The organism is Shinella yambaruensis, assembly GCF_050859155.1.
Taxonomy (GTDB): Bacteria; Pseudomonadota; Alphaproteobacteria; order Rhizobiales; family Rhizobiaceae; genus Shinella; species Shinella yambaruensis.
The window spans coordinates 1,715,395-1,738,614 of record NZ_CP150638.1 but is presented as its reverse complement, the minus strand read 5'-3'; the positions used below and the strand labels follow the sequence as shown (position 1 = coordinate 1,738,614).

Genomic DNA, 23,220 nt, shown 5'->3' with positions numbered 1-23,220 from the left:
ATCCTCGCTCCGACCTTGGCCTTACGCTTCGGCTTCGAGAGCCGGCTCGACCGGAACCTCGGCGGACGCGCCGAGGTCACGGCCCGATGCGCCCTGCTGGCGGGCGATGCCGTCGATGGCGGCACGCGCGATCAGGTCGCAGTAGAGGGCGATGGCGCGCGAGGCGTCGTCGTTGCCGGGGATCGGGAAGTCGATCGGGTCCGGGTCGCAGTTCGAATCGATGATGGCGACGACCGGAATGCCGAGACGCTTGGCTTCCTGGATCGCGATCGATTCCTTGTTGGTGTCGATGATGAACATCAGGTCCGGCGTGCCGCCCATGTCGCGGATACCGCCGAGGGCCTTTTCAAGCTTCTCGCGTTCGCGCTCGAGGTTGAGGCGTTCCTTCTTGGAATAGCCGGAACCTTCCGAGGACAGGATCTCGTCGAGCTTGCGCAGGCGCTGGATCGAGTTGGAGATGGTCTTCCAATTCGTCAGCATGCCGCCGAGCCAGCGGGCGTTGACGTAGTACTGGGCCGAACGCTTTGCGGCATCGGCAATGATGTCGGACGCCTGGCGCTTGGTGCCGACGAAGAGCACGCGGCCGCCGCCGGCAACCGTGTCGGACACGACCTGAAGGGCGCGCGAGAGCAGCGGAACGGTCTGGGCGAGGTCGATGATGTGGACGTTGTTGCGGTCGCCGAAGATATACGGCTTCATCTTCGGGTTCCAGCGGTGGGTCTGGTGGCCGAAGTGAACGCCGGCTTCCAGGAGCTGGCGCATAGAGAAATCGGGCAATGCCATGCCTTGTCATCCTTTTCCGGTTGAACCTCCGCAAGGCGATCAGCGCTTCCTTCGGAAACGCCACCGGCGGAACCGCCCGGATTTCTCCCGGACAATCCCATGCCTCACGTGTGGAATGGCTGCCCCTTAACCGCAGTTTCCCGGCAAATCAAGGGCCGTGGGGTAAAAAAGTCGGTATGCAGGACATTACCCTTGGCATTTGCACGGCGGTCGGCGCCCCTTCTGTGTCTCCAAAGAGGCCACATCGACAACGAACGCCGCCCCACCCACTGTCGTCATCCTCGGGCTCGACCCGAGGATCCACCTGGCGCCCGCGGCGTGGATGGTCGGGTCAAGCCCGACCATGACGGAGGAGAGGTTGTGCGGACGTCCTTTGCCCGTCGCCTACTTGCATTCCTGCGGCTTGAACATCTCAAGCTTGGCAAGCTTCCCGCTCAGCACGAACTCGCCGTAGTCCATGGTGAGGTCACGGGTGATTCCGTTCTCGTAGAGCTTGAAGGACATGCGGTAGACCGGCAGCGCGTCGCCTTCGCTCGTATCGTTGTAGTAGGCGATCGATACCGGCCAGAACGCCTCCTTGGAGAAGCTGCCGGCCTTGTCGGCGTCCGGATCGCCGGCCTTGGGCATTTCCTTCTTGCCGACGACGGCGGTCGTCATCAGCGTCTTGTCGCCGGCGTCCGAGCCGTCGAAGAGGCGCGCCTCGAAGAAGCGCTCGCCCTTCCTGGCATGTTCGATGACGTCGAGCATGTGCTCGGTCGGGAAGCGGCTTGCGGCGAGCTCCACCTGCTTCGTGTCCGGCGCGGTGAGATCGACGCTGACGCCTTCCTTGTCCTCGCGCGCCGTGCCGCGCACCTCCTTGTCCAGCTTCTCGTCGGTGAAGGAGCGGGTGAGGAAGCGGAAGCTGCCGTTCTTCAGGTCCTCGTAGGTGGTCGTCTGCTGGTCGGTGAGGCGCGTTTCCTCGCCGGTATTGACCTGCGTGACGAAACGGAAGCTCACCGTGTAGCCGTCGCACGGGCTGCCGTTGAACTCGTAGACCATGCGGCCGTACATGCCGGCGATGCCGGAGCGCTCGGTCGCGTCCTTCAGCTTGAGGTCATAGACGGCGCGGTGCGGCGCAAGCCCGGTCGCCGGCGTGGCAAAGGCGCTCGGAACGCCGCTGCCGGCGAAGCATGCCCCGGCCGTCAGGGCCGCGACAAAGGCTGAACGAAACATCCGTTTCCTCCTGTTGAAGTCGGTCGTGATGTTATATGAACTCTTCCGGCAAAAGCGAGGCAATATCCACGTCTTGCCAACTTCATTTCCACCATTGCGACGATCCGCGCCGCAATGCCCCTCACAGCCGCCCCTCGCCGCTCCTATCTATGGACCGGCGACAAGAAACGGAGACCGGAATGTCCGCTGAAATCGAAAACCGCGTCAAGGAACTGGGCTACGACATTCCCGTGGCCGCAGCACCGGCCGCCAACTACGTGCCCTTCGTCATCAGCGGCAACGTGCTCCACATTTCCGGCCAGCTGCCGATGCTGGACGGCAAGCTCGCCGTCACCGGCCATCTCGGCAGGAATGTCGATGTGCCCGGCGGCCAGAAGGCGGCGGAACTGTGCGCGCTCGGCCTTCTCGCCCAGGCCAAGGCCGCCCTCGGCGACCTCTCGCGCATCAAGCGCATCATCAAGATCAACGGCTTCGTCGCCTCGACGCCCGATTTCGTCGAGCAGCACCTCGTCATCAACGGCGCGTCGAACTTCCTCGTCGCGGCCCTCGGCGATGCCGGCAAGCATGCCCGCGCCGCCGTCGGCATGGCCGCGCTTCCCCTGAATGCGGCCGTCGAGATCGACGCCATCATGGAAATCGCCTGATGCAGAAATTCCCCTGGCTGACCGAGCGGCCGATCGCCCATCGCGGCTATCACGATCTCAACCGCAAGGTCTGGGAGAACACGCTCTCCGCCTTCGCCCGCGCGGCCGATGCCGGCTTTGCCATCGAATGCGACCTGCACTATGCCGCCGATGCCATTCCCGTCGTCTTCCATGACGACGACCTGAAGCGGCTCTGCGGCATCGAGGGGGACGTGCGCCAGCGCACCGCCGCCGAACTCGGCCTGCTGAAGGTCGGCGGCACGGAGGACGGCGTGCCGACGCTGCGCCAGCTCCTCGACCTCGTGAAGGGCCGCGTGCCGCTCGTCCTGGAGCTGAAGGGGCGCAAGGGCGACGACGACGGCTTTGCCATGGCCGTGCTCGATGCGATCGAGGACTATGACGGCCCCGTCGCGCTGATGAGCTTCGACCACTGGCTCTTGGAAGACCTCAAGGCGATCGGCACCAGCCGCCCCGTCGGCCTGACGGCGGAAGGTGCGCGGCCGGAGAATTTTGCCGTGCACGAGGAGGCGATGCAGCTCGGGCTCGACTTCATCTCCTATTATTACGGCCACCTGCCGAACGCCTTCGTCAGCCGGCAGCGCGACCTCGGCCGGCAGGTCATCACCTGGACCGTGCGCGACGACGAGGCGCGCACGATCACGGCGCTCAACGCGGACCAGATGACCTTCGAGGGCTTCGATCCGCGCGAGCCGCTGACGGCATAACATGGCCGGGACGGTGCGCATCCGTGTCGAAACCAGCTTCGCCGATATTCCGGCGGGCGACTGGGGGCGTCTTTCCGGCGCCTCCAGGGACGACGCGCAGGTGCCCTACAATCCCTTTGTCAGCCACGCCTTCCTCTCCGCGCTGGAAGAATCAGGCTGCGCCGTCGCCGAGACCGGCTGGCTCGGCCAGCATCTCCTGCTGGAGGGCGACGACGGCGCCCTTCTCGGCGCCCTGCCCGTCTATCTGAAGAACCACAGCCAGGGCGAATATGTCTTCGACCACGGCTGGGCCGACGCCTTCGAGCGTGCCGGCGGACGCTATTATCCCAAGCTGCAGGCCTCCATTCCCTTCACCCCCGCCACCGGCCCGCGCCTCCTCCACCGGCCGGACCAGCCGGTCATCGCGACACAGGCCGCGCTGGCCGAGGGGCTGAAGGAACTGTCGAAACGCCATGGCGTCTCCTCGGCGCATGTCACCTTCGTGCCGGAAGCGGAAATGCCGGTCTTCGAGGCCGCGGGCTACCTGCACCGCACGGACCAGCAGTTCCATTTCCTCAATGCGGGCTACGGCTCGCATGCGGATTTCCTGGAAACGCTCGCCTCCCGCAAGCGCAAGGCGCTGAAGAAGGAGCGCCGAACGGCGCTCGAGCACGGCATCGAAATCGACTGGCTGACCGGCGGGGACCTGACCGAAAAGATCTGGGACCAGTTCTTCACCTTCTACATGGACACCGGCAGCCGCAAATGGGGCCGGCCCTATCTCAACCGCCGCTTCTACAGCCTGATCGGCCAGCGCATGGCGGACGACATCCTGCTGGTGATGGCAAGACGCAACGGCCGCTACATCGCCGGCGCGATCAACTTCATCGGCGGCGACACGCTCTTCGGCCGGCACTGGGGCTGCATCGAGGACCATCCCTTCCTGCATTTCGAGGTCTGCTACCACCAGGCCATCGATTTCGCGATCGAGAAGGGGCTGGCGCGCGTGGAGGCCGGCGCGCAGGGCGAGCACAAGCTGGCGCGCGGCTACCTGCCCGTCATCACCCATTCGGCCCACCACATCACCCATCCCGGCCTGCGGCGCGCCGTCGCCGACTATCTCGAGCGCGAGCGCCGTGACGTCGAGGCGACGGGCGAATATCTTGCCGAACACGGCCCCTTCCGCCGCGCGGGCGGCCAAGACGACCACGACTGAGCACATCGGAGACGAGCATGACCGCCTACGACACGAACAACATCTTCGCGAAGATCCTGCGCGGCGAGATTCCCGCGCACCGCGTCTACGAGGACGACGACGCGGTCGCCTTCATGGACGTGATGCCGCAGGCGGACGGGCACACGCTCGTCATTCCCAAGACGCCGTCGCGCAACATCCTCGACGCCGCCCCGCAGACGCTGTCGCGCCTGCTGCCGGTGGTGCAGAAGGTCGCGGCTGCCGCCAAGGAGGCGTTCGAGGCCGACGGCGTCACCGTCATGCAGTTCAACGAACCGGCCGCCGGCCAGACCGTCTATCACCTGCATTTCCACGTCATCCCGCGCGTCGAGGGCCAGCCGCTGAAGCCCCATTCCGGCACGATGGAGGACCAGGGCGTGCTCGCTGCCAATGCGGAGAAGCTGCGCAAGGCGTTGAAGGGCTGACATATCCGCCACAGCCCCTCATCCGGCCTGCCGGCCACCTTCTCCCTGTGAACGGGGCGAAGGGGATATGCCGCGCCGGTTTCCTCAAACAAGTCCCGTTCGTGGGGCAGGTCCCCTCTCCCCGCGCGCGGGGAGAGGGTTAGGGTGAGGGGCAAAGGCCCCATTCCTTAAACACCCAGCAAGGCCAGCCCCGCGGCAAGGAACGCGATGGCCGCGGCGATGCCGGCGATCTGGCGGAAGCGGCCGCCGATGAAGAAGCAGAGACCGCCGAACGCGACGGCCCCGAGCCGCAGCCAGAGGGGCGAGGCCTCCAGCGTGCCGGTCGGGAAGACGATCAGCTTGGCGATGACCGCCGCCACCAGCGCCGTCGCCACCGCCCTCACCCAGTTCAGGACCTCGGACCGTTCGTCGATGCGGTTGCCGGCGACGACGCCCGCCCAACGCCAGAGATCCGTCGCCAGCCAGCCGGCGATGGCGATGTAGATATAGGGCCAGAGACCGTCGAAGCTCATCGCGCCGCCTCCCGGCGGCGCAGCGCGCGCTCGCCCCACCAGGCCGCGGTGCCGCCGACGACGCCGGCCAGCAGGATATCGTATTCGGGCGCGACCACCGCGAAGATGGTGCCGAGCGCGAGCCCGATGCCGAGCGCCCAGTAGATCACCCGGTGGCGCGCGGAAATCCAGATCGAGGTGAGGAAATAGACCGGCGTCAGGAAGAACAGGCAGCCGGAAACGATCGGCGGGAACTCCGAGACCACGCCATAGACGAGGCCGACGAGCACGATATTGGTGAGCGTCAGCGTCACGCCGAAACCGGCGAAGAAGGCGACGCGGCCGCCGCGCGGCACGTCCCGCACCTTCTCCATCGCGAAGACCCAGGCGGTGATGGCGACGAAATGCGAGACGATCAGCAGCAGCCAGGTCGGTGTGCGGCGGTCACGGATTTCCGGGATGAGCGCCGCCACCATCGGCATCATGCGCACAGAGGACAGCGTGACCGCGAGGAACGCCGTCGCAATATGCGCGCCCGACAGCATGGAGCCGACGAGAATCACCTTGGCCGGCAGCGCCCAGACCATGCCGGTCATGAACATCACCTGCTCGACCGGCACCTTCGCCTCCGCCGTGAAGGCGGCGAACCCCACGAAGGACAGCATCAGGATGATCGCCGGCAGGCTGAAGATGCCGCGCATGCCGAGGAGGAACCAGTGGCTCTGGGATTGGGATTCTGGCGGGGCGGTCATTCAATTCTCTTGCAGGAAAACAAAGCCGGACGGCTACCCTGCCAGGCCGGTCCCATACGATCGCAAACCGCGCCCACCCTCTGTCGTCATCCTCGGCCCCGAGCCGAGGATCCACAACCGCGGGCGGGGCGTGGATGGTCGGGTCAAGCCCGACCATGACGGAGGAAAGGCTTGCGCCATTTCTTCAACAATATGGGCCGGGCAGTTTCCTGCCCGGCCCATGCGATTTGTAAAGCCGTCACTTTTTGCGCGGCACCTTGGGAACGGCGCCGGACGACTTGCGCGGCGGCTCGTCCTTCGGTTCCTCGGCCTTGGCCTCCACCGCCTTCTTCGAAGCGCGGGCCTTGGCGGGCGCGGCCTCGGCGGCGACGGTCTCCTTCGGCTTGCGGGGCTTGGCCTTCTTGGCGGCTGCCTCCTCGACCTCGGCCTTCGGCTTGATCGGCGCGGTTTCCGGCACGGCGTCGAGGATCAGGCCCTTCGAGCCGTCCTCCTTCACGCCGACGGAGACGCGCACGACGCCGCCCTTCTTCAGCTTGCCGAAGAGGATCTCGTCGGCGAGCTTCTTCTTGATGTTCTCCTGGATGACGCGCGCCAGCGGGCGGGCACCCATCTTCTCGTCGTAGCCCTTCTCCGCCAGCCACGAGATCGCCTCGGGCTGGAGATCGAAGGTGACGTTGCGCTCGGCGAGCTGGGTTTCCAGCTGCATGACGAACTTCTGCACGACCTGGTGGATGACCGGCGTCGGCAGCGAGCCGAACGGGATGATCGCATCGAGGCGGTTGCGGAATTCCGGCGTGAACAGGCGGTTGATCGCCTCCATGTCCTCGCCCTCGCGCTTGGACGAGCCGAAGCCGATGGCGGCCTTGGCCATGTCGGAGGCGCCCGCATTGGTCGTCATGATCAGGATGACGTTGCGGAAGTCGATCTTCTTGCCGTTATGGTCGGTCAGCGAGCCGTGATCCATGACCTGCAACAGGATGTTGTAGAGATCCGGATGCGCCTTCTCGATCTCGTCGAGCAGCAGCACGCAATGCGGATGCTGGTCGACGCCGTCGGTCAGGAGGCCGCCCTGGTCGAAGCCGACATAGCCGGGAGGCGCCCCGAGCAGGCGCGAGACCGTGTGCCGCTCCATGTATTCCGACATGTCGAAGCGCAGCAGTTCCACGCCGAGCGACGATGCAAGCTGCTTGGCGACTTCCGTCTTGCCGACGCCGGTGGGGCCGGAGAACAGGTAGCAGCCTATCGGCTTGTTCGGTTCGCGAAGGCCCGCCCGCGACAGCTTGATCGCCGACGACAGCGCCTCGATGGCGAGGTCCTGGCCGTAGACGACCGAGCGCAGCTCCTTGTCGAGGTTGGCGAGCACCTGCTCGTCGTCCTTCGACACGGTCTTCGGCGGAATGCGGGCCATGGTGGCGATCGTCGCCTCGATCTCCTTCTCGGTGATCAGCTTGCGGCGTTTTCCGGCGGGCAGCAGCATCTGGGCCGCGCCGGTCTCGTCGATCACGTCGATCGCCTTGTCCGGCAGCTTGCGGTCGTTGATGTAGCGCGCCGACAGCTCCACCGCCGTCTTGATCGCCTCGTTGGAATAGCGGAGCTTGTGATACTCCTCGAAATAGGGCTTCAGCCCCTTCATGATCTCGATCGTGTCGTCGATGGTCGGCTCGTTGACGTCGATCTTCTGGAAGCGGCGGACGAGTGCCCGGTCCTTCTCGAAGAACTGGCGGTATTCCTTGTAGGTCGTCGAGCCGATGCAGCGGATCGCGCCGGAGGAGAGCGCCGGCTTGAGGAGGTTCGAGGCATCCATCGCGCCGCCGGAGGTGGCGCCCGCGCCGATGACCGTATGGATCTCGTCGATGAAGAGAACGGCGCCCGGGTAGTCCTCCAGTTCCTTGACGACCTGCTTCAGGCGCTCCTCGAAGTCGCCGCGATAGCGGGTGCCGGCGAGCAGCGTGCCCATGTCGAGCGAGAAGATCGTCGCGTCGGCCAGCGCTTCGGGCACCTTGCCCTCGACGATGCGCTTGGCGAGACCCTCGGCGATGGCGGTCTTGCCGACGCCGGGATCGCCCACATAGAGCGGGTTGTTCTTGGAGCGGCGGCACAGGACCTGGATCGTCCGGTTGACCTCGGCGTGACGGCCGATCAGCGGATCGATCTTGCCACCCTTGGCCTTCTCATTGAGGTTGACGCAATAGGCCGTCAGGGCATCCTGCTTCTTGGCGGGCTCCTCCTGCTCGTTGCCGTTGCGGGTCTGCTTCTGTTCGTTCTCGCTCTCGTCCGCCCCGCGCACCTGACGCTGCTCGGACGCGCCCGGCCGCTTGCCGATGCCGTGCGAGATGAAGTTGACGGCGTCGTAGCGCGTCATCTCCTGCTCCTGCAGGAAATAGGCGGCATGGCTCTCGCGCTCGGCGAAGATCGCGACGAGCACGTTGGCGCCGGTCACCTCCTCGCGGCCGGAGGACTGGACATGGATCACCGCACGCTGGATGACGCGCTGGAAGCCGGAGGTCGGCTTGGAATCCTCCTCGTAGCCCGTCACCAGGTTGGCGAGGTCATGGTCGACATAGTCGGTGACGGTCTTGCGCAGAACGTCGAGATTGACGTTGCAGGCGCCCATCACGGCGGCCGCATCGCCGTCGTCGATCAGGGCGAGCAGGAGGTGTTCGAGCGTCGCATATTCGTGATGGCGCTCGTTCGCATAGGTCAGTGCCTGGTGGAGGGCCTTTTCAAGGCTGGCAGAAAATGTTGGCACGTTCGTTCCTCATTTCTTTTCCATGACACATTGCAGCGGGTGCTGGTGCTGGCGGGAGAAATCCATCACCTGTGTCACTTTGGTTTCGGCAACCTCGTAGGTGAACACGCCACACTCGCCTACGCCATGATTGTGCACATGCAGCATGATCCGCGTCGCCGCTTCCCGGTCCTTCTGGAAGAAACGTTCCAGGATGTGGATCACAAACTCCATGGGCGTATAATCATCATTGAGAAGCAGGACGCGGTAGAGGCTCGGCTTCTTGGTCTTGGGTTTCGTGCGGGTAATGACGGAGGTGCTGCGACCGGGAGTGTCGCCGCCGCCTTCCCCATCCTGCATTCGAACCCGTCTCACATCCATTTTCGTGTTCATTCCCTTGACTGCGGGCCCTTTGCTTCCGGTCGCTTGTCTGTGGCGCACCGTTCATCCGAGGGTGCCTTCGGACCTGTTATCTAATGTCTCGGCCCACGATTGTAAGACCCCCGCTTCGCACTGCAATCATAATCGCGGGTCATCCGAAGGAAATAGCGAAATTTGCTGCCGCTACGTCAGCCTCGCGCAATCCCCGGAACGCGCAAAGGCCGGCTGCGGTTGCCCGCAGCCGGCCGATGAACGCTATACGCGTACGCGGTACTCTAAAAGGATCAGGCGGCGACGGCAGCCTTGGCAGCGGCGGTCGCCTTGGCAACCGGTGCTTCGTAGGGCTTGTAGGCGCCCTTGGCGAGATCGGCGTACATTTCGCTGAGCTTGGTGGCCTCGGCGACGAAACCTTCATAGGAGGACTTCACGAAGGCGGTCTGCAGCTCGAGAGCGGCTTCGACGCTCTTGACGCCCGAGAGCTTCTCGAAATGCGCGAGGCCGTTTTCGAAGGACTTCTTGGAATAGTCGGCCGTTTCGGTGGCGATCGCCTGCCAGCCCTGGGCAGCGGTCGTATAGCTCTTGACGAACGTGTCCACGGCTTCCTTGCCCTTCTTGTTTGCCTCGTCGAAATTGAACATCGAAGTCTCCTTTGGATCCCGGTGATTTGCCCAAAATCTATATGCAATGCACAAAAAAGTCAACGTTGATGCTGCAATGCAATATTCCGCAGGGAAAGCAAGGTCTTGCGCGATAGGTATGATCATTGCGGCTGACAAAAGCCTATTTGTCGCAAAATTATAATGAAAAGGACTCGCAACCGCATTCCCGCGCCTAACGGGTAGGCGCGCCCGCGGCTGTGGATCTTCAGGTCGAGCCCGAGGATGACGGAGGGGATGCAGGTGTCACCAGCCCATCGAGCGGTACCGGAACGCGGCCTCGTTGCCTTCTCTGCCCAGCCTTTCCTCTTGCGTCATTCTCAGCGACCGAACATGCAACGAAAAGGCCCGGCGCCAAGGGCTGCCGGGCCTGTATTCCGTGCGATGATCAGCAGATCACAGGTCGATGTCGAGGATCGCCATGGAGAAGTTGTAGGAGAGCTCCCCGTCTTCGTCGTCGCGGAAGATCACGCCCAGGAACTCGTCGCCGAGATAGACTTCCGCGGACTCATCCTTGCGCGGACGGGCCTTCACGACGATCTCCTTGTTGAGATTGCGCTTGAAGTAGGCCTCGAGCTTCCTGATTTCTTCCGGCTTCACGATCTGTCTCCGTAACGGTTGATTTGCCGCGCTTCTCGCACCTGCTTTAGGTCCTGTAAACCCACGAATTCCGCGAGAAAGCGACTTTTCCCGCTCACAGATCGTAGTCGAACGCCGCCAGAAGCTGGTCCATGGCGCGCGACGGCTCGTTGCAGCCCGCCTCGCCGATGACCTTGGCCGGCACGCCGGCGACCGTCGATTTCGGCGGAACCGGCTTGAGCACGACCGAGCCCGCGGCGATGCGCGAGCAATGGCCGATATGGATGTTGCCGAGGATCTTCGCGCCGGCGCCGATCATCACGCCGTCGCCGATCTTCGGGTGGCGGTCGCCGCCCTCCTTGCCGGTGCCGCCGAGCGTGACGTTGTGGAGGATCGAGACATTGTCGCCGACGACCGCCGTCTCGCCGACGACGAGGCCCGTCGCATGGTCGAGGAAGAAGCCCTTGCCGATGCGCGCGGCCGGGTTGATGTCCGTCTGGAAGACGCTGGAGGAGCGGCTCTGCAGGTAGAGCGCGAGGTCGCGCCGGCCCTTGTCGTGCAGCCAGTGCGCCAGGCGGTGGGTCTGGATGGCGTGGAACCCCTTGAAGTAGAGCACGGCATCGAGGAACCGCAGGCAGGCGGGGTCGCGGTCGTAGACGGCCTGGATGTCGACGCGCAGGATGCCGCCCCATTCCGGCCAGTCTTCCAGCATCTCGTCGAAGATCTGGTGCAGGAGGTTGGCCTGCAGGTCCGGATGGTCGAGCCGCTCGCAGACGCGGTGGATCACGCTTTCCTCGAGCGAGCGGTGGTTCAGCACCGTCGAATAGAGGAAGGCCGCCAGAAGCGGCTCGGCCTGGGCGGCGACGCGCGCTTCCTCGCGCAGGCTGTCCCAGATCGGATCCATGGCCTTGAGCTTGTCGCCGGCCCTCAGTTCGTTCATCGCGACCATCGCCGCACTCCTTGTCGTCGTTCCCGCCCATATATAGAGCAATTGGCGTCGCTGCGAAATGGCCGGCCGGCCATTGTCGCGAACGGCGTGTCAGCGGCCGTCGATTTCCGCATAGAACTCCAGCACCGCGCGCTTGAAGACCCTGTCGCCGACGGCCAGCATGTGGTCGCGGCCGGGAATGTCGAGCGCCCTTGCATCCGGCATGAGCTCGGCGAGCGGCTGCGGCGCGCCTGCAATGTCGTCCTTCGTCCCGACGCCGATCAGCACGGGCACGTCGATGCGCGCCATGTCCGCCGCCGTCAGCAGGTCGCGCGAGGTCATGATGCAGGCGGCGAGCGCCTGGCGGTCGGATTTCGTCTGGTCGGCAAAGGCGCGGAACATGCGGCCGCGCTCGTGCGTCACCGCGTCGAGCGAGGGCGCGAGCAGCGCATCGGCGATCGGGTCCCAGTCGCCGACACCTTCCACCATGCCGATGCCGAGCCCGCCGAAGACGACGGAGCGCACGCGGTGCGGATGGGCGAGCGCCATGAAGGCGGTGATGCGCGCGCCCATCGAATAGCCGAAGACATGGGCTTCGGGGATCGCCAGGTGATCGAGCAGCGCGGCGGCGTCCCCGGCCATCAGCGGCGGCGTGTAGAGCGCGGGATCGTGCGGCTTGGCGCTCCTGCCGTGGCCGCGATTGTCGAGCGCGATGACGCGGTAGCCCGCATCGCCCAGCGTCTTCAGCCAGCCGGGAAACACCCAGTTGACGTTGGCGCTGGAGGCAAAGCCGTGGATCAGCAGCACCGGCGGACCGGACGGATCGCCCGCATCGAAGAAGGCGAGCTCCAGGCCATGGTGGGTGAAACGGGAAAAGGGCGGGGGATCGAGGTTCATCGCAGGCCGTCTTTCATTTGCATGCCCCTGCTCTTACTGCCCTTTGCCCGCGGAGAAAACGGCCGGCATGCGGAAATCTCCCGGGGCGCGGCGGTTTTGCATCTACACATTTGCCGCGAAGGCGACTATGGTCCGCGCCAGAAAGACGGCATCCCAGGAGCATGACATGGCTGGCCACAGCATTCCCCATTTCCAGAACGACGGCGGCCATCGCTCGATCGAGATCGGCGTGAAGGAATTCATGTGCGTCGGCGCGTCGGTTCCCTACGACCATCCGCACGTCTTCCTCGACATGGGCGACGACAACGAGAAGGTCTGCCCCTACTGCTCGACGCTCTACCGCTACAATCCGGCCCTCAAGGCCAGCCAGACAGAACCGGCCGGCTGCATCTTCACCAACCAGGTCGCGGCGTAACGGCCGGACGGCCGGCACCCCGATGCCCTCGGTACGATCCGCAACCATCGTCGGCGCCGGCATTGCCGGCCTGACGGCGGCCCTCGCGCTTGCCCGCAGGGGCATCGCCTGCCATGTCCTGGAGCAGGCCCCCGCGCTCGAAGAGGTCGGCGCCGGCCTGCAGCTCTCGCCCAATGCCTCGCGCATCCTCGCCGATCTCGGCCTTCTCGAGGCGCTCGGCGCGCGCTGGAGCGAGCCGGACCATATTCTCCTGTCCTCGGGCCGCACCCTCGCTCCCCTCGCCTCGGTCCCGGCCGGCGCTTTCGCACGCAAACGCTGGGGCGCGCCCTACGGCGTGCTGCCCCGCGCCGCGCTGCAGGCCGTGCTGCTCGAGGCCGTCCACCGGGAGCCGCTCGCCACGCTGACGACCGGCCGGCGGATCGACACCGTCGAGGCCGCCCTTGCCGCCGCGCCCGCCGACCTGGTGATCGCCGCCGACGGCGTCTGGTCGGCGCTGCGCAAGGACGTGCCCGGCGCCCTGCCCGCGCGTTATTCCGGCACGATCGCCTGGCGTTTCCTCGTGCCCTGCGCCGCCGCCCCGTCCGTCCTTGATCCGCGCGCCGTCACGGCCTTCCTCGGCCCGCGCGCCCATCTCGTCGCCTATCCGCTTGCCGGGGCGCAGGCCTTCAACATCGTCGCCCTCCACGCGCACGGACAGGCACCGGCGGCCGGCTGGTCCCGCAGCGGCGATGCCGCCGCCCGCAGCCGCCTGCTCGACGCCTTTTCCGGCTGGCACGCCGATCTCCGCCGCCTGCTCGCCGAGGCGCGCGATCCGCTGATGTGGCCGCTCTTCGAATGCCCCGACGGGGCCTGGACCGATGGGGGAAAGGTCGTGCTGATCGGCGATGCCGCGCATGCCATGACGCCCTTCGCCGCCCAGGGCGCGGCCATGGCGATCGAGGATGCGGCGCTGCTGGCGAACCGTCTCGCCCGGGCTTCCGGCACGGGGCCGGCGCTCCGGCAGTTCGAGACGAGCCGCCGCGAACGGGTCGGCAGGGTGCGCAGCCGCGGCGCCTTCAACCGCTTCGCCTATCACGCCCGCGGCCCGGTCGCGCTCGGCCGCGATCTCGTCCTGTCGCTGCGCGGCCCCGAAAGCCTCGCCGGCGATCTCGACTGGCTCTACGGCTACCGCACGCCGGACTGATCAGGCCCCTCGTCCCGCTGCCGTGACCTTCTCCCCGCAGGCGGGGAGAAGGCGCAAGAAGCATCGCCTTCCCATATCCAGAAACCTGTTGTTTGGGGAAACGGGCTCATCCATCCCTTCTCCCCGCAAGCGGGGAGAAGGTGGCCGGCAGGCCGGATGAGGGGCGATCCCCCGCCCCTCATCCGGCCGCGTCAGACCGCCCGCGCGGCCGCGAGCCCGCGCTCGATGTCCGCCTTGATGTCCTTCACGTCCTCAAGGCCGATCTGGAGACGCAGTACCGGGCCTTCCTCCGGCCCCTTGGCGACGCGCCGGTCGCCGAGGCCCACATGCACGGCAAGGCACTCGAAGCCGCCCCAGGAGTAACCGAGGCCGAAAATGCCGAGCGCATCGAGGAAGGCATGCGCCTTCGCCTTGTAGCGCTCGGGCGCGCGCCCCTTGAGGACGATGGAGAAGATGCCGCTCGCGCCCTTGAAGTCGCGCTTCCAGAGCGCGTGGCCGGGAAAGCTCGGCAAGGCCGGGTGCAGCACGCGGGACACGTCGTCGACGCCCTCCAGCCAGCGGGCCAGCTCCAGCGCGCTTTCCTGATGCCGCTCCAGCCGCACCCCCATGGTGCGCAGGCCGCGCAGCACCTGGTAGGCGTCGTCCGGCGAGGCGCAGGTGCCGAGCGTGATCTGCGTCTCGTGCAGCTGCTCCCAATGGGCGGCATTGGCCGAGACGGTGCCGAACAGCACGTCGGAATGGCCGGCCGGATATTTCGTCGCCGCGTGGATGGAGATGTCGACGCCGAAATCCAGCGGGCGGAAATAGAGCGGCGTCGCCCAGGTATTGTCCATGCTGACCACGGCGCCATGCTTGTGGGCGGCAGCGGCGATCGCCGGGATGTCCTGCATCTCGAAGGTGTTGGAGCCCGGCGCCTCGGTGTGCACCAGCCGGGTGTTCGGCCGGATCAGCGCCTCGATGCCGGCGCCGATCGCCGGATCGTAGTATTCGACCGAAACGCCGAGGCGCTTCAGCATCGTGTCGCAGAAATGGCGGGTCGGGTGATAGACCGAATCGACAATGAGCGCATGGTCGCCGGCCGACAGGAAGGCGAGGAACGGCACCGTGACGGCGGCAAGGCCCGAGGGAACGAGAATCGTGCCGGCAGAGCCTTCCAGCTCGTCGATGGCCGCGCAGAGCGCATCCGTCGTCGGCGTGCCGCGCGTGCCATAGGTGTATTTCTGGGCGCGCTTTTCCATCGTCGCCGCATTCGGGAAGAGCACGGTCGAGGCATGCACGACGGGCGGATTGACGAAACCGTGATAGTCCGCCGGGTCGTTTCCGGCATGGGCAAGGCGGGTGTTCACGCCGGCGCCGGCGAGGATTTCGTCTCTGTTTTTCATGATCGATCCGAAGAAGATGCGAGGGGTTTGTGGCGCCGACTTTTGGACAGGCGGGGCGGCAGGTCAACCCCATGCGGCGACGCGATCCCGGCTCCCAAAGCGCTTCAAGTGTTAAAGACGCGAATTTTTTGAGCGATTTACTGCACAAATCCCCGATCTTTCGCCCAAAATCCGGTCACGAGCCGACAAATTTAGGTTACCGACCGGAAAATGGCCGCGCTCACTTGACCCTGTGAAATTTTGAGCATGAGATAAGCAACCTCGCGCCGGGAGGGTGGCGAGTTCCATGGGCGCGCCCGACAAGGGTGCGGGACCTGCGGACAAAACAAAGACAACAGAAAAAGGTTGTGAAAAAATGGCAAAAACAATCGTGACGGCGCTCGTCGGCGCTGCCGTACTGGGGCTTGGCGCAACGGCAGCACAGGCGGACACGCTCTCTGACGTGAAGGCCAAGGGCTTCGTGCAGTGCGGCGTGAACGGCTCGAACCTCGCCGGTTTCGGCGCGCAGGATTCGTCGGGCAACTGGGCGGGTCTCGACGTCGACCTCTGCAAGGCCGTGGCCGCGGCCGTCTTCGGCGATGCCACCAAGGTGAAATTCACCCCGCTCTCGGCCAAGGACCGCTTCCCGGCCCTGCAGTCGGGCGAAATCGATCTTCTGGCCCGCAACACCACCTGGAGCGTCAGCCGCGATTCGCAGCTCGGCTTCGATTTCCGCGCCGTGAACTACTATGACGGCCAGGGCTTCATGGTGAAGAAGGAACTCGGCGTGAAGTCCGCGCTGGAACTGTCCGGCGCCTCCGTCTGCGTGCAGTCCGGCACGACGACCGAGCTCAACCTGGCCGACTACTTCCGTTCCAACAACATGGACTTCAAGCCGGTCGTCTTCGAAGCGCAGGACGAAGCGGACGCCGCCTACAATGCCGGCCGTTGCGACGCCTACACGACCGATGCCTCGGGCCTCTACTCGATCCGCCTGAAGATGGCCAACGCGGACGACCACATGGTTCTGCCGGAAATCATCTCCAAGGAGCCGCTCGGCCCGGCCGTCCGCCAGAACGATTCGCGCTGGCTCGATATCGTGAGCTGGTCGCACTATGCGATGGTGGCCGCCGAGGAGTTCGGCATCACCACGGCCAATGTCGAGGAGATGAAGGCATCCGCCAACCCGGATATCAAGCGCTTCCTCGGCGAAGAGGCTGATTCGACGATCGGCGCCGACCTCGGCCTGCCGAAGGACTGGGCCGTGCAGATCATCAAGGCCGTCGGCAACTATGGCGAATCCTTCGAGCGCAATGTCGGCGAAGGCTCTCCGCTCAAGATCGCCCGCGGCCTGAACGGGCTGTGGACGAACGGCGGCCTGCAGTACGCGCCGCCGGTTCGCTGAGCGGCCAGCACGCAATCCTTCCGGGAGGGCGGATAACCGCCCTCCCCTTTGAACAAACGCCCGGAAAACAGGGCGGAACCAACGTCAGGGGAAATGCATGGCTCTTGCGGATGCCCGAACAGGGTCCGGCGAACCGCCGAAGGTATCTCTTCTCTACAATCCGGCACTGAGAAGCATCGTCTATCAGGTCGTGACGCTCGTCGTGATCGTCGCGGCCATCTGGTATGCGTGGAACAACGTCGTCCAGAATCTCGCGCGCGCCAACATGACGGCCGGCTTCGGCTTTCTGAACAGCCGCGCCGGCTTCGACCTCGCGCAGAGTCTGATCGCCTATTCGAGCGACTCGACCTATTTCCGGGCGCTGCAGGTCGGTCTTCTCAACACGCTCGTCGTCGCCGCCGCCGGCATCGTCACGGCGACGATCGTCGGCCTCCTGGTCGGCATCGGGCGCCTGTCGCACAACTGGCTGATCGCGCGGCTCTGCACGGTCTATGTGGAAATCTTCCGCAACATTCCGCCGCTGCTCGTCATCTTCTTCTGGTATCTCGGCGTTCTTGCGCTGCTGCCGTCGATCCGCTCCATCTTCCAGCACCTGGAGGAAAATCCGGACGCCATCTTCTTCATCTCGAACCGCGGCATCTACATGCCGGCCCCGGTCTTCGGCGACGGTTTCGGCACGGTGCTCATCGCCTTCTTGACCGGCGTCGTCGCGGCCATCGCGTTCACGGTGTGGGCCAATGCGCGCCAGCGCGCCACGGGCCAGCGCCCGCCGGTGCTCTGGGTCAATCTCGGCCTGGTCCTCCTGCTGCCGTTCCTCGTCTTCCTCGTCATGGGCAGCCCCCTGACGTTCGACTACGCGGTGCCGGGCTCGTTCAACATGCGCGGCGGCATGGTCATCGGACCGGAATTCCTGGCGCTCTATCTCGCGCTGTCGCTCTACACGGCCTCGTTCATCGCCGAGATCGTGCGCGCCGGCATCCGCGGCGTGTCCAAGGGCCAGTCGGAAGCCTCCTATGCGCTGGGTCTTCGGCCCGGCCAGGCGACCCGCCTCGTCGTGCTGCCGCAAGCGCTCCGGATCATCATCCCGCCGCTCACCTCGCAGTATCTCAACCTCATCAAGAACTCCTCGCTCGCGGTTGCCGTCGGCTATGCCGACCTCGTCGCGGTCGGCGGCACCATCCTCAACCAGTCCGGCAAGTCGATCGAGATCATCTCGATCTGGATGCTGATCTACGTCTCGATCAGCCTCATCACCTCCCTGTTCATGAACTGGTTCAACGCCAAGATGGCCCTGGTGGAGCGCTGAGATGGCTGAAAGCATTACCTATGTCCGCGACCGCTTCATCGACGCGGAAAAACCGCCGGCCTCCGACAGCTCGGTCATCGCCTGGCTCCACCGCAACCTGTTCGCCTCCGTCACAGACAGCGCGATGACGATCGTCGCCATCCTGGCGATCGTCTGGTACCTGCCGGCGGCGATCAACTGGCTGTTCGTCTCGGCCGTGTGGACCGGGGCGGACCGGACGGCCTGCCTCACCACCGATCAGGGCGGCCAGCTTCCCGCCGGCTGGAGCGGCGCCTGCTGGGCCTATGTGAACGACCGCTTCGTGCAGTTCATGTTCGGCTCCTACCCGCGCGGCGAGCTGTGGCGGCCGCTGCTCGTCGTCGTCATGTTCGTCGGCCTGCTCATCCCGTTCCTCATGCCGAAGGCGCCGCGCAAGGGGCTGAACGCGCTCCTGCTGCTCATCGTCTTCCCGATCGTCTCCTTCTTCCTGCTGCTCGGCGGCACGTTCGGCCTGCGCCATGTGGAGACCTCGCTGTGGGGCGGGCTGATGGTGACGCTCATCATCTCCTTCGTCGGCATCGTCGTGTCGCTGCCCGCCGGCATCCTGCTTGCGCTCGGCAGACGCTCGCAGATGCCGATCATGAAGACGGCCTGCATCGTCTTCATCGAACTGATCCGCGGCGTGCCGCTGATCACCGTTCTCTTCATGGCAAGCGTGCTCCTGCCGCTGTTCCTCGAGCCGGGCAACAACATCGACAAGTTCCTGCGCGCGCTGATCGGCGTGTCGATCTTCGCATCCGCCTATATGGCGGAGGTTATTCGCGGCGGTCTTCAAGCCATTCCGAAAGGACAATATGAAGCGGCCGACGCCCTTGGTCTAAACTACTTCCACAAAATGACCTTCGTCGTGCTTCCGCAGGCCATCAAACTCGTGATCCCGGGCATCGTGAACACCTTCATCGGCATGTTCAAGGATACGTCCCTCGTCACGATCATTTCGATGTACGACCTGCTCGGCATCGTGAAGGCGAGTTTTGGGGATTCGGGCTGGATCACGCCGGTCACGCCGCTGACGGGCCTGATCTTCGCCGGCTTCGTGTTCTGGATTTTCTGCTTCGGCATGTCGCGCTATTCGGCCTTCGTGGAACGCCGGCTCGACACGAGCCACACAAGATAACTGAGAGGAACCAACAACAATGGCAAACCAGGCCCAGGCGCAAAAGATGACGGTCTCCGCGACGGATGTCGCCGTCGAGATTGTCAACATGAACAAGTGGTACGGCGATTTCCACGTTCTGCGCGACATCAATCTCAAGGTCATGAAGGGCGAGCGCATCGTCATCGCCGGCCCGTCGGGCTCCGGCAAGTCGACGATGATCCGCTGCATCAACCGTCTCGAGGAGCACCAGAAGGGCAGGATCGTCGTCGACGGCATCGAGCTGACCAACGACCTGAAGAAGATCGACGAGGTGCGCCGCGAGGTCGGCATGGTGTTCCAGCACTTCAACCTCTTCCCCCATCTGACGATCCTGGAAAACTGCACGCTCGCCCCGATCTGGGTGCGCAAGATGCCGAAGAAGGACGCCGAGGAAGTGGCGATGCACTACCTCAAGCGCGTCAAGATCCCGGAACAGGCGAACAAGTATCCCGGCCAGCTCTCCGGCGGCCAGCAGCAGCGCGTGGCGATCGCCCGTTCGCTCTGCATGAAACCGAAGATCATGCTGTTCGATGAGCCGACCTCGGCGCTCGACCCGGAAATGGTGAAGGAAGTGCTCGACACCATGGTCTCGCTCGCCGAGGAAGGCATGACCATGCTGTGCGTGACGCACGAAATGGGCTTCGCCCGCCAGGTCGCCAACCGCGTCATCTTCATGGACCAGGGGCAGATCGTCGAGCAGAACTCGCCGGCCGAGTTCTTCGACAACCCGCAGCACGAGCGCACGAAGCTCTTCCTCAGCCAGATCCTGCACTAGGAGCTGCCGAAGCACGAGCCAAGGCCGGGGCATCTCGCGATGCCCCGGCCTTTTTGCGTCGCCGGGCCGCCTCGGCCCGGGCTCCGTAAACCCTGCCTTGATGGAAGCCCGGCCCTTGCGGAAGACGCCAGCCTTCGTCCATAGTCGGCGTTCCGGGATCCCATGCCGACCGCGGCATATCGGCAGGCGTGCCCCGGGAAAGGCGACGGGAACCTCCGGCGGATGGTGGACCGGTCCCGTTACCCGTTGAGGGAGCCAGGCCATGGCAAAGGTGAAGGTCGGACTTTTCCACAGCATCGACATGCGGGCCATCACTCTGAGCGGCCTTTTCGAAGGGCTCGTGCGGTCCTCCACCAGCACGCGCTTCGAAGTGGATTATGGCGGCGGCAACACGACCCTGTTTCGCGGCCGCGGGCTGCATTATGATGCCAGCGACTATCCCATCGGCGGGACGTTCACGGACTACAGCCTCTTTTTCGCAGGTAGACTCGGCCTGTCCCTTGAGGGCGCCGCGTTTTCGGCGACCGCGGTGATCGACGCGGCAAGAACCAAAGGAAAGGCGGACGACTGGAAAGTCCTGGAAACGGCGTTGAGAGGCAACGACGTCATCACCGGCGGATATGGCCCCGATCGCCTCTATGGCTTTGCCGGCCATGACAGGATGGTTGGCGGTGGCCTCGACGACCGGCTTGCGGGCGGCAGCGGGAACGACAGCATAAGGGGCGGCCTCGGCAGGGACTGGCTCTACGGGGAGGATGGCAACGACCGCCTGCAAGGCGGCCCCGATGCGGACAGGCTTCATGGCGGCGCGGGGGCCGACACCTTCGTCTTCCGGTCCCTCCACGATTCGACCGTCGCCAGGAGCGGGCGCGACACGATCCGCGACTTCAGCCGGAAGGAAGGGGACCGGATCGACCTGAAGGGCATCGACGCCGACAAGACGGTCAAGGGCGACCAGGCCTTCGACTTCATCGGCACGGAGAAATTCCACGGCAAGGCCGGTGAGCTGCGCTACGCGACAAAAAGCGGCGACACGATCCTCCAGGGCGACGTGGACGGCGACGGCACGGCGGATTTTTCGATTGCGCTCGACGCGACAGAACATCTGAAGGCGGGCGACTTCCTTCTGTGAAGCTTCGCGCCGACCGGGCCGAGCAGTCCACGTTCGGAACAAACGAAAAGAGCGTTTTACGGGGAAGAGCGGAAGTGCTCCGGAAGGACTGGCGACCCCTGCAGGGCTCGAACCTGCGACATTCTGCTTAGAAGGCAGATGCTCTATCCAGCTGAGCTAAGGGGCCGGGGCTGGCAGGGCCAGCGAAACCTCAATGGGTCCAGGGCTGCATGCGGTTGAAACGGAAGTTGTCCGGATAGGCAACGCGCTTGCGGGTCGCTTCCTTGGGTTCGATCACGCGGTAGTCGATGCCCTTGCGCGTCGCGTAGGCGATGGCCTCCTCGCGGGTCTCGAATGTCAGCTTGACCTGCTGGTACATGTCGCCGGAGCTCGTATAGCCCATGATCGGGTCGATCGTCCGCGGCTTCTCGGCATCGAACTCAAGGACCCAGAGATGGGTCTTGGCCTTGCCAGATTGCATGGCGGTCTTGGCGGGACGATAGATCTTCGCGGTCATCGAAGCGGCTCCAGAATTCTCGCATAAAGGCGCACCGTTCCGCCGGCGCGCGTCCGAGAATGCATAACCCGGATTCCGTAAAGGGGGAATGACCGGACGCGCATTTGGCATCGAAACGCCCGCCGGACGTGGTCGGAGTGGAGAGATTCGAACTCCCGACCCTCTGGTCCCAAACCAGATGCGCTACCAGACTGCGCTACACTCCGTCCGTCCCGGCGATGGGGAGATACACGCATCCGCCCGCTGCCGCAACAGGAAATGGGTGTTTTCAAGCGCTTGTCGCAGGAAATGGCCGGGCTATTTCGCCTTGCGCAGGGAATCCATCAGCTCGTTCTCGACGCGGTTGCCAGCCCGGATGCCGAGGCGCCGCACGGTGCCGCCGTTCAGCTCCAGCACGTAGTCGATCGGCCCCTGCGAATCGATGATCGATTCGGAATGCGGCTCGGCATTCTCCTTGATCGCGCGCACCTTGCCGTCCCTGGCGATGAACAGCATGTCGAGCGGCAGGTAGGTGTTCTTCATCCACATGAAGACCTGCCGCGTCTCGCCGAAGGCGAAGAGCATGCCGTGGTCCGGCGCCATCTCGCGGCGGTGCATCAGCCCCTGCTCGCGCTGGCGCGGCGTGATGGCGAGCTCCACGGTGAAGGCGTGGCGCTTGCCGTCCTTGGTGATGATCGTCAGCGGCTGGGTGTCGAACGTCTCCGCCGCGAAGGCGGTAAGGGAAAGACAGAGGAAGAGCGCCAGGACGGCGCTCGCAAGGCGCGCGAAACCGGCCGCCCGCGCGAAAAGGCCCATCAGTGGGCCCTGTTGCCGGGAACCGGCATGTCCGGATGGATCTCCGCCGCCATCAGGCCCTTCTCGCCGTCGCCGAAGCGCACGAGCACGACCTGGCCGGGGCGCAGCTCCGTCAGGCCGAAGCGGCGCAACGTCTCCATATGGATGAAGATGTCCTCCGTGCCCTCGCCGCGCGTCAGGAAACCGAACCCCTTGGTGCGGTTGAACCACTTGACCAGCACGCGCTCCAGCCCGCTCGACGGGGTGACCTGCACATGGGTCTTGACCGGCGGCATCTGCGAGGGATGCACGGCCGTCGTCTGGTCCATGGAAAGGATGCGGAAGGCCTGGTAGCCGCGGTCACGCTTCTGGATCAGCGCGACGACGCGCGTGCCCTCCAGAACCGTCTGGTAGCCGTCGCGTCGCAGGCAGGTGACGTGCAGGAGCACGTCCTGCATGCCATTGTCCGGCACGATGAAGCCGAACCCCTTGGCCACGTCGAACCACTTGATGACCCCGGTGATCTCGACGAGATCGACGGCGTCATTGCTCTGGTCATCACGGTTCGTGATTTCCTTTGAAGACACCCTGTCCGCCATGATCTGCCAGCCCCTCGTTTACGCGTCACATGAGTTACGGTTAACTGATTCTTGATAACCAGAATAACATTGTCCCGATGCGAATGCGCAAGTCCCTTTGAAAGTTTTGCCGGTCCCTTTGATAGGCCGCAAGGCTTGCCTCAGGCTGACAAAACCCTACTCTTCCGGACGATTCCACATTCA

25 protein-coding genes and 2 tRNA genes are annotated in these 23,220 nt (G+C 64.8%); 11 read left to right on the top strand and 16 right to left on the bottom strand.

Annotated features, from left to right (window positions below):
• Positions 1-21: 21 nt before the first annotated feature.
• Both rpsB and WMC41_RS08625 read right to left on the bottom strand, forming a co-directional pair.
• The gene (rpsB, locus tag WMC41_RS08630; RefSeq protein WP_064330154.1) at positions 22-783 is read right to left on the bottom strand and encodes a 30S ribosomal protein S2; all 762 of its coding nucleotides are present in this window, start codon (positions 781-783) and stop codon (positions 22-24) included.
• A 384-nt stretch (positions 784-1,167) separates the two neighbouring features.
• Positions 1,168-1,995 carry a cell envelope integrity EipB family protein gene (locus WMC41_RS08625; protein ID WP_064330155.1) on the bottom strand — a complete coding sequence of 276 codons (828 nt, stop codon included), beginning with the start codon at positions 1,993-1,995 and terminating at the stop codon, positions 1,168-1,170.
• A 179-nt stretch (positions 1,996-2,174) separates the two neighbouring features.
• On the opposite strand from WMC41_RS08625, the gene WMC41_RS08620 reads away from it, so the two are divergent.
• The 4 genes from WMC41_RS08620 to WMC41_RS08605 are packed head-to-tail and all read left to right on the top strand — an operon-like array spanning position 2,175 to position 5,002.
• Positions 2,175-2,639 carry a RidA family protein gene (locus WMC41_RS08620; protein WP_432347701.1) on the top strand — a complete coding sequence of 155 codons (465 nt, stop codon included), beginning with the start codon at positions 2,175-2,177 and terminating at the stop codon, positions 2,637-2,639.
• Positions 2,639-3,364: a glycerophosphodiester phosphodiesterase gene (locus WMC41_RS08615; RefSeq protein WP_244765570.1), complete on the top strand. Its 726-nt coding sequence runs from the start codon at positions 2,639-2,641 to the stop codon at positions 3,362-3,364. The genes WMC41_RS08620 and WMC41_RS08615 overlap by 1 nt, the downstream gene beginning before the upstream one ends.
• 1 nt (position 3,365) lies before the next feature.
• Positions 3,366-4,559 (top strand): GNAT family N-acetyltransferase, encoded by a 1,194-nt coding sequence (locus WMC41_RS08610; protein ID WP_432347698.1) that lies wholly within the window; start codon positions 3,366-3,368, stop codon positions 4,557-4,559.
• Positions 4,560-4,576: 17 nt separating this feature from the next.
• Complete coding sequence (locus tag WMC41_RS08605) at positions 4,577-5,002, top strand: HIT family protein (RefSeq protein ID WP_432347697.1); 426 nt, start codon at positions 4,577-4,579, stop codon at positions 5,000-5,002.
• A 167-nt stretch (positions 5,003-5,169) separates the two neighbouring features.
• On the opposite strand, the gene WMC41_RS08600 is transcribed toward WMC41_RS08605, so the two are convergent.
• The 8 genes from WMC41_RS08600 to WMC41_RS08565 form a co-directional block, all read right to left on the bottom strand.
• Positions 5,170-5,514, bottom strand: coding sequence for an AzlD domain-containing protein (locus tag WMC41_RS08600; RefSeq protein WP_244765572.1), 345 nt, complete (start codon positions 5,512-5,514; stop codon positions 5,170-5,172).
• Positions 5,511-6,245: an AzlC family ABC transporter permease gene (locus WMC41_RS08595; protein ID WP_432347696.1), complete on the bottom strand. Its 735-nt coding sequence runs from the start codon at positions 6,243-6,245 to the stop codon at positions 5,511-5,513. The genes WMC41_RS08600 and WMC41_RS08595 overlap by 4 nt, the downstream gene beginning before the upstream one ends.
• A gap of 238 nt (positions 6,246-6,483) precedes the next feature.
• Positions 6,484-8,994 carry an ATP-dependent Clp protease ATP-binding subunit ClpA gene (gene clpA, locus WMC41_RS08590; protein WP_432347695.1) on the bottom strand — a complete coding sequence of 837 codons (2,511 nt, stop codon included), beginning with the start codon at positions 8,992-8,994 and terminating at the stop codon, positions 6,484-6,486.
• Between the two features lie 9 nt (positions 8,995-9,003).
• Positions 9,004-9,354: an ATP-dependent Clp protease adapter ClpS gene (clpS, locus tag WMC41_RS08585; RefSeq protein WP_037408383.1), complete on the bottom strand. Its 351-nt coding sequence runs from the start codon at positions 9,352-9,354 to the stop codon at positions 9,004-9,006.
• Between the two features lie 284 nt (positions 9,355-9,638).
• Positions 9,639-9,992, bottom strand: coding sequence for a phasin family protein (locus WMC41_RS08580; protein ID WP_244765575.1), 354 nt, complete (start codon positions 9,990-9,992; stop codon positions 9,639-9,641).
• A 414-nt stretch (positions 9,993-10,406) separates the two neighbouring features.
• Positions 10,407-10,610 (bottom strand): DUF3126 family protein, encoded by a 204-nt coding sequence (locus tag WMC41_RS08575; RefSeq protein WP_064330164.1) that lies wholly within the window; start codon positions 10,608-10,610, stop codon positions 10,407-10,409.
• 94 nt (positions 10,611-10,704) lie between these two features.
• Positions 10,705-11,538, bottom strand: a complete 834-nt coding sequence (gene cysE / locus WMC41_RS08570) for a serine O-acetyltransferase (protein WP_244765576.1) — start codon at positions 11,536-11,538, stop codon at positions 10,705-10,707.
• 90 nt (positions 11,539-11,628) lie between these two features.
• Positions 11,629-12,414 (bottom strand): alpha/beta fold hydrolase, encoded by a 786-nt coding sequence (locus tag WMC41_RS08565; protein ID WP_432347693.1) that lies wholly within the window; start codon positions 12,412-12,414, stop codon positions 11,629-11,631.
• A 166-nt stretch (positions 12,415-12,580) separates the two neighbouring features.
• Here WMC41_RS08565 and WMC41_RS08560 point away from each other — a divergent pair, with 166 nt between their 5' ends.
• Both WMC41_RS08560 and WMC41_RS08555 read left to right on the top strand, forming a co-directional pair.
• Complete coding sequence (locus WMC41_RS08560; RefSeq protein WP_432347691.1) at positions 12,581-12,829, top strand: zinc-finger domain-containing protein; 249 nt, start codon at positions 12,581-12,583, stop codon at positions 12,827-12,829.
• Positions 12,830-12,851: 22 nt separating this feature from the next.
• Positions 12,852-14,012, top strand: coding sequence for an FAD-dependent monooxygenase (locus WMC41_RS08555; protein WP_432347690.1), 1,161 nt, complete (start codon positions 12,852-12,854; stop codon positions 14,010-14,012).
• Positions 14,013-14,203: 191 nt separating this feature from the next.
• On the opposite strand, the gene WMC41_RS08550 is transcribed toward WMC41_RS08555, so the two are convergent.
• A complete protein-coding gene (locus WMC41_RS08550; RefSeq protein ID WP_432347688.1) occupies positions 14,204-15,394 on the bottom strand; it encodes a cystathionine beta-lyase in 1,191 nt (396 codons plus the stop codon).
• A gap of 355 nt (positions 15,395-15,749) precedes the next feature.
• Here WMC41_RS08550 and WMC41_RS08545 point away from each other — a divergent pair, with 355 nt between their 5' ends.
• From WMC41_RS08545 to WMC41_RS08525, 5 genes are all read left to right on the top strand, one after another.
• Positions 15,750-16,778 carry an amino acid ABC transporter substrate-binding protein gene (locus tag WMC41_RS08545; RefSeq protein ID WP_244765581.1) on the top strand — a complete coding sequence of 343 codons (1,029 nt, stop codon included), beginning with the start codon at positions 15,750-15,752 and terminating at the stop codon, positions 16,776-16,778.
• A 97-nt stretch (positions 16,779-16,875) separates the two neighbouring features.
• Positions 16,876-18,084, top strand: coding sequence for an amino acid ABC transporter permease (locus tag WMC41_RS08540; protein ID WP_432347686.1), 1,209 nt, complete (start codon positions 16,876-16,878; stop codon positions 18,082-18,084).
• Position 18,085: 1 nt separating this feature from the next.
• Entirely contained in the window at positions 18,086-19,240 is a 1,155-nt protein-coding gene (locus WMC41_RS08535) for an amino acid ABC transporter permease (protein ID WP_244765583.1), read from the top strand.
• 19 nt (positions 19,241-19,259) lie between these two features.
• Positions 19,260-20,036, top strand: coding sequence for an amino acid ABC transporter ATP-binding protein (locus WMC41_RS08530; protein WP_244765584.1), 777 nt, complete (start codon positions 19,260-19,262; stop codon positions 20,034-20,036).
• A 262-nt stretch (positions 20,037-20,298) separates the two neighbouring features.
• On the top strand, positions 20,299-21,168 hold the full coding sequence (locus tag WMC41_RS08525; protein WP_432347684.1) for a calcium-binding protein: 870 nt from the start codon (positions 20,299-20,301) through the stop codon (positions 21,166-21,168).
• 89 nt (positions 21,169-21,257) lie between these two features.
• Here WMC41_RS08525 and WMC41_RS08520 read toward each other — a convergent pair.
• The 5 genes from WMC41_RS08520 to WMC41_RS08500 all read right to left on the bottom strand — a co-directional run bounded on the left by WMC41_RS08520 (position 21,258) and on the right by WMC41_RS08500 (position 23,037).
• Positions 21,258-21,334: transfer RNA gene (locus WMC41_RS08520), tRNA-Arg, on the bottom strand.
• 24 nt (positions 21,335-21,358) lie between these two features.
• On the bottom strand, positions 21,359-21,664 hold the full coding sequence (locus WMC41_RS08515; RefSeq protein ID WP_244765586.1) for an ETC complex I subunit: 306 nt from the start codon (positions 21,662-21,664) through the stop codon (positions 21,359-21,361).
• A 129-nt stretch (positions 21,665-21,793) separates the two neighbouring features.
• Positions 21,794-21,870: transfer RNA gene (locus WMC41_RS08510), tRNA-Pro, on the bottom strand.
• Between the two features lie 91 nt (positions 21,871-21,961).
• On the bottom strand, positions 21,962-22,459 hold the full coding sequence (locus tag WMC41_RS08505) for a DUF192 domain-containing protein (protein ID WP_432347682.1): 498 nt from the start codon (positions 22,457-22,459) through the stop codon (positions 21,962-21,964).
• Entirely contained in the window at positions 22,459-23,037 is a 579-nt protein-coding gene (locus tag WMC41_RS08500) for a cold-shock protein (RefSeq protein ID WP_272805383.1), read from the bottom strand. Before WMC41_RS08500 ends, WMC41_RS08505 begins: the two co-directional genes overlap by 1 nt.
• Positions 23,038-23,220: the final 183 nt, after the last annotated feature.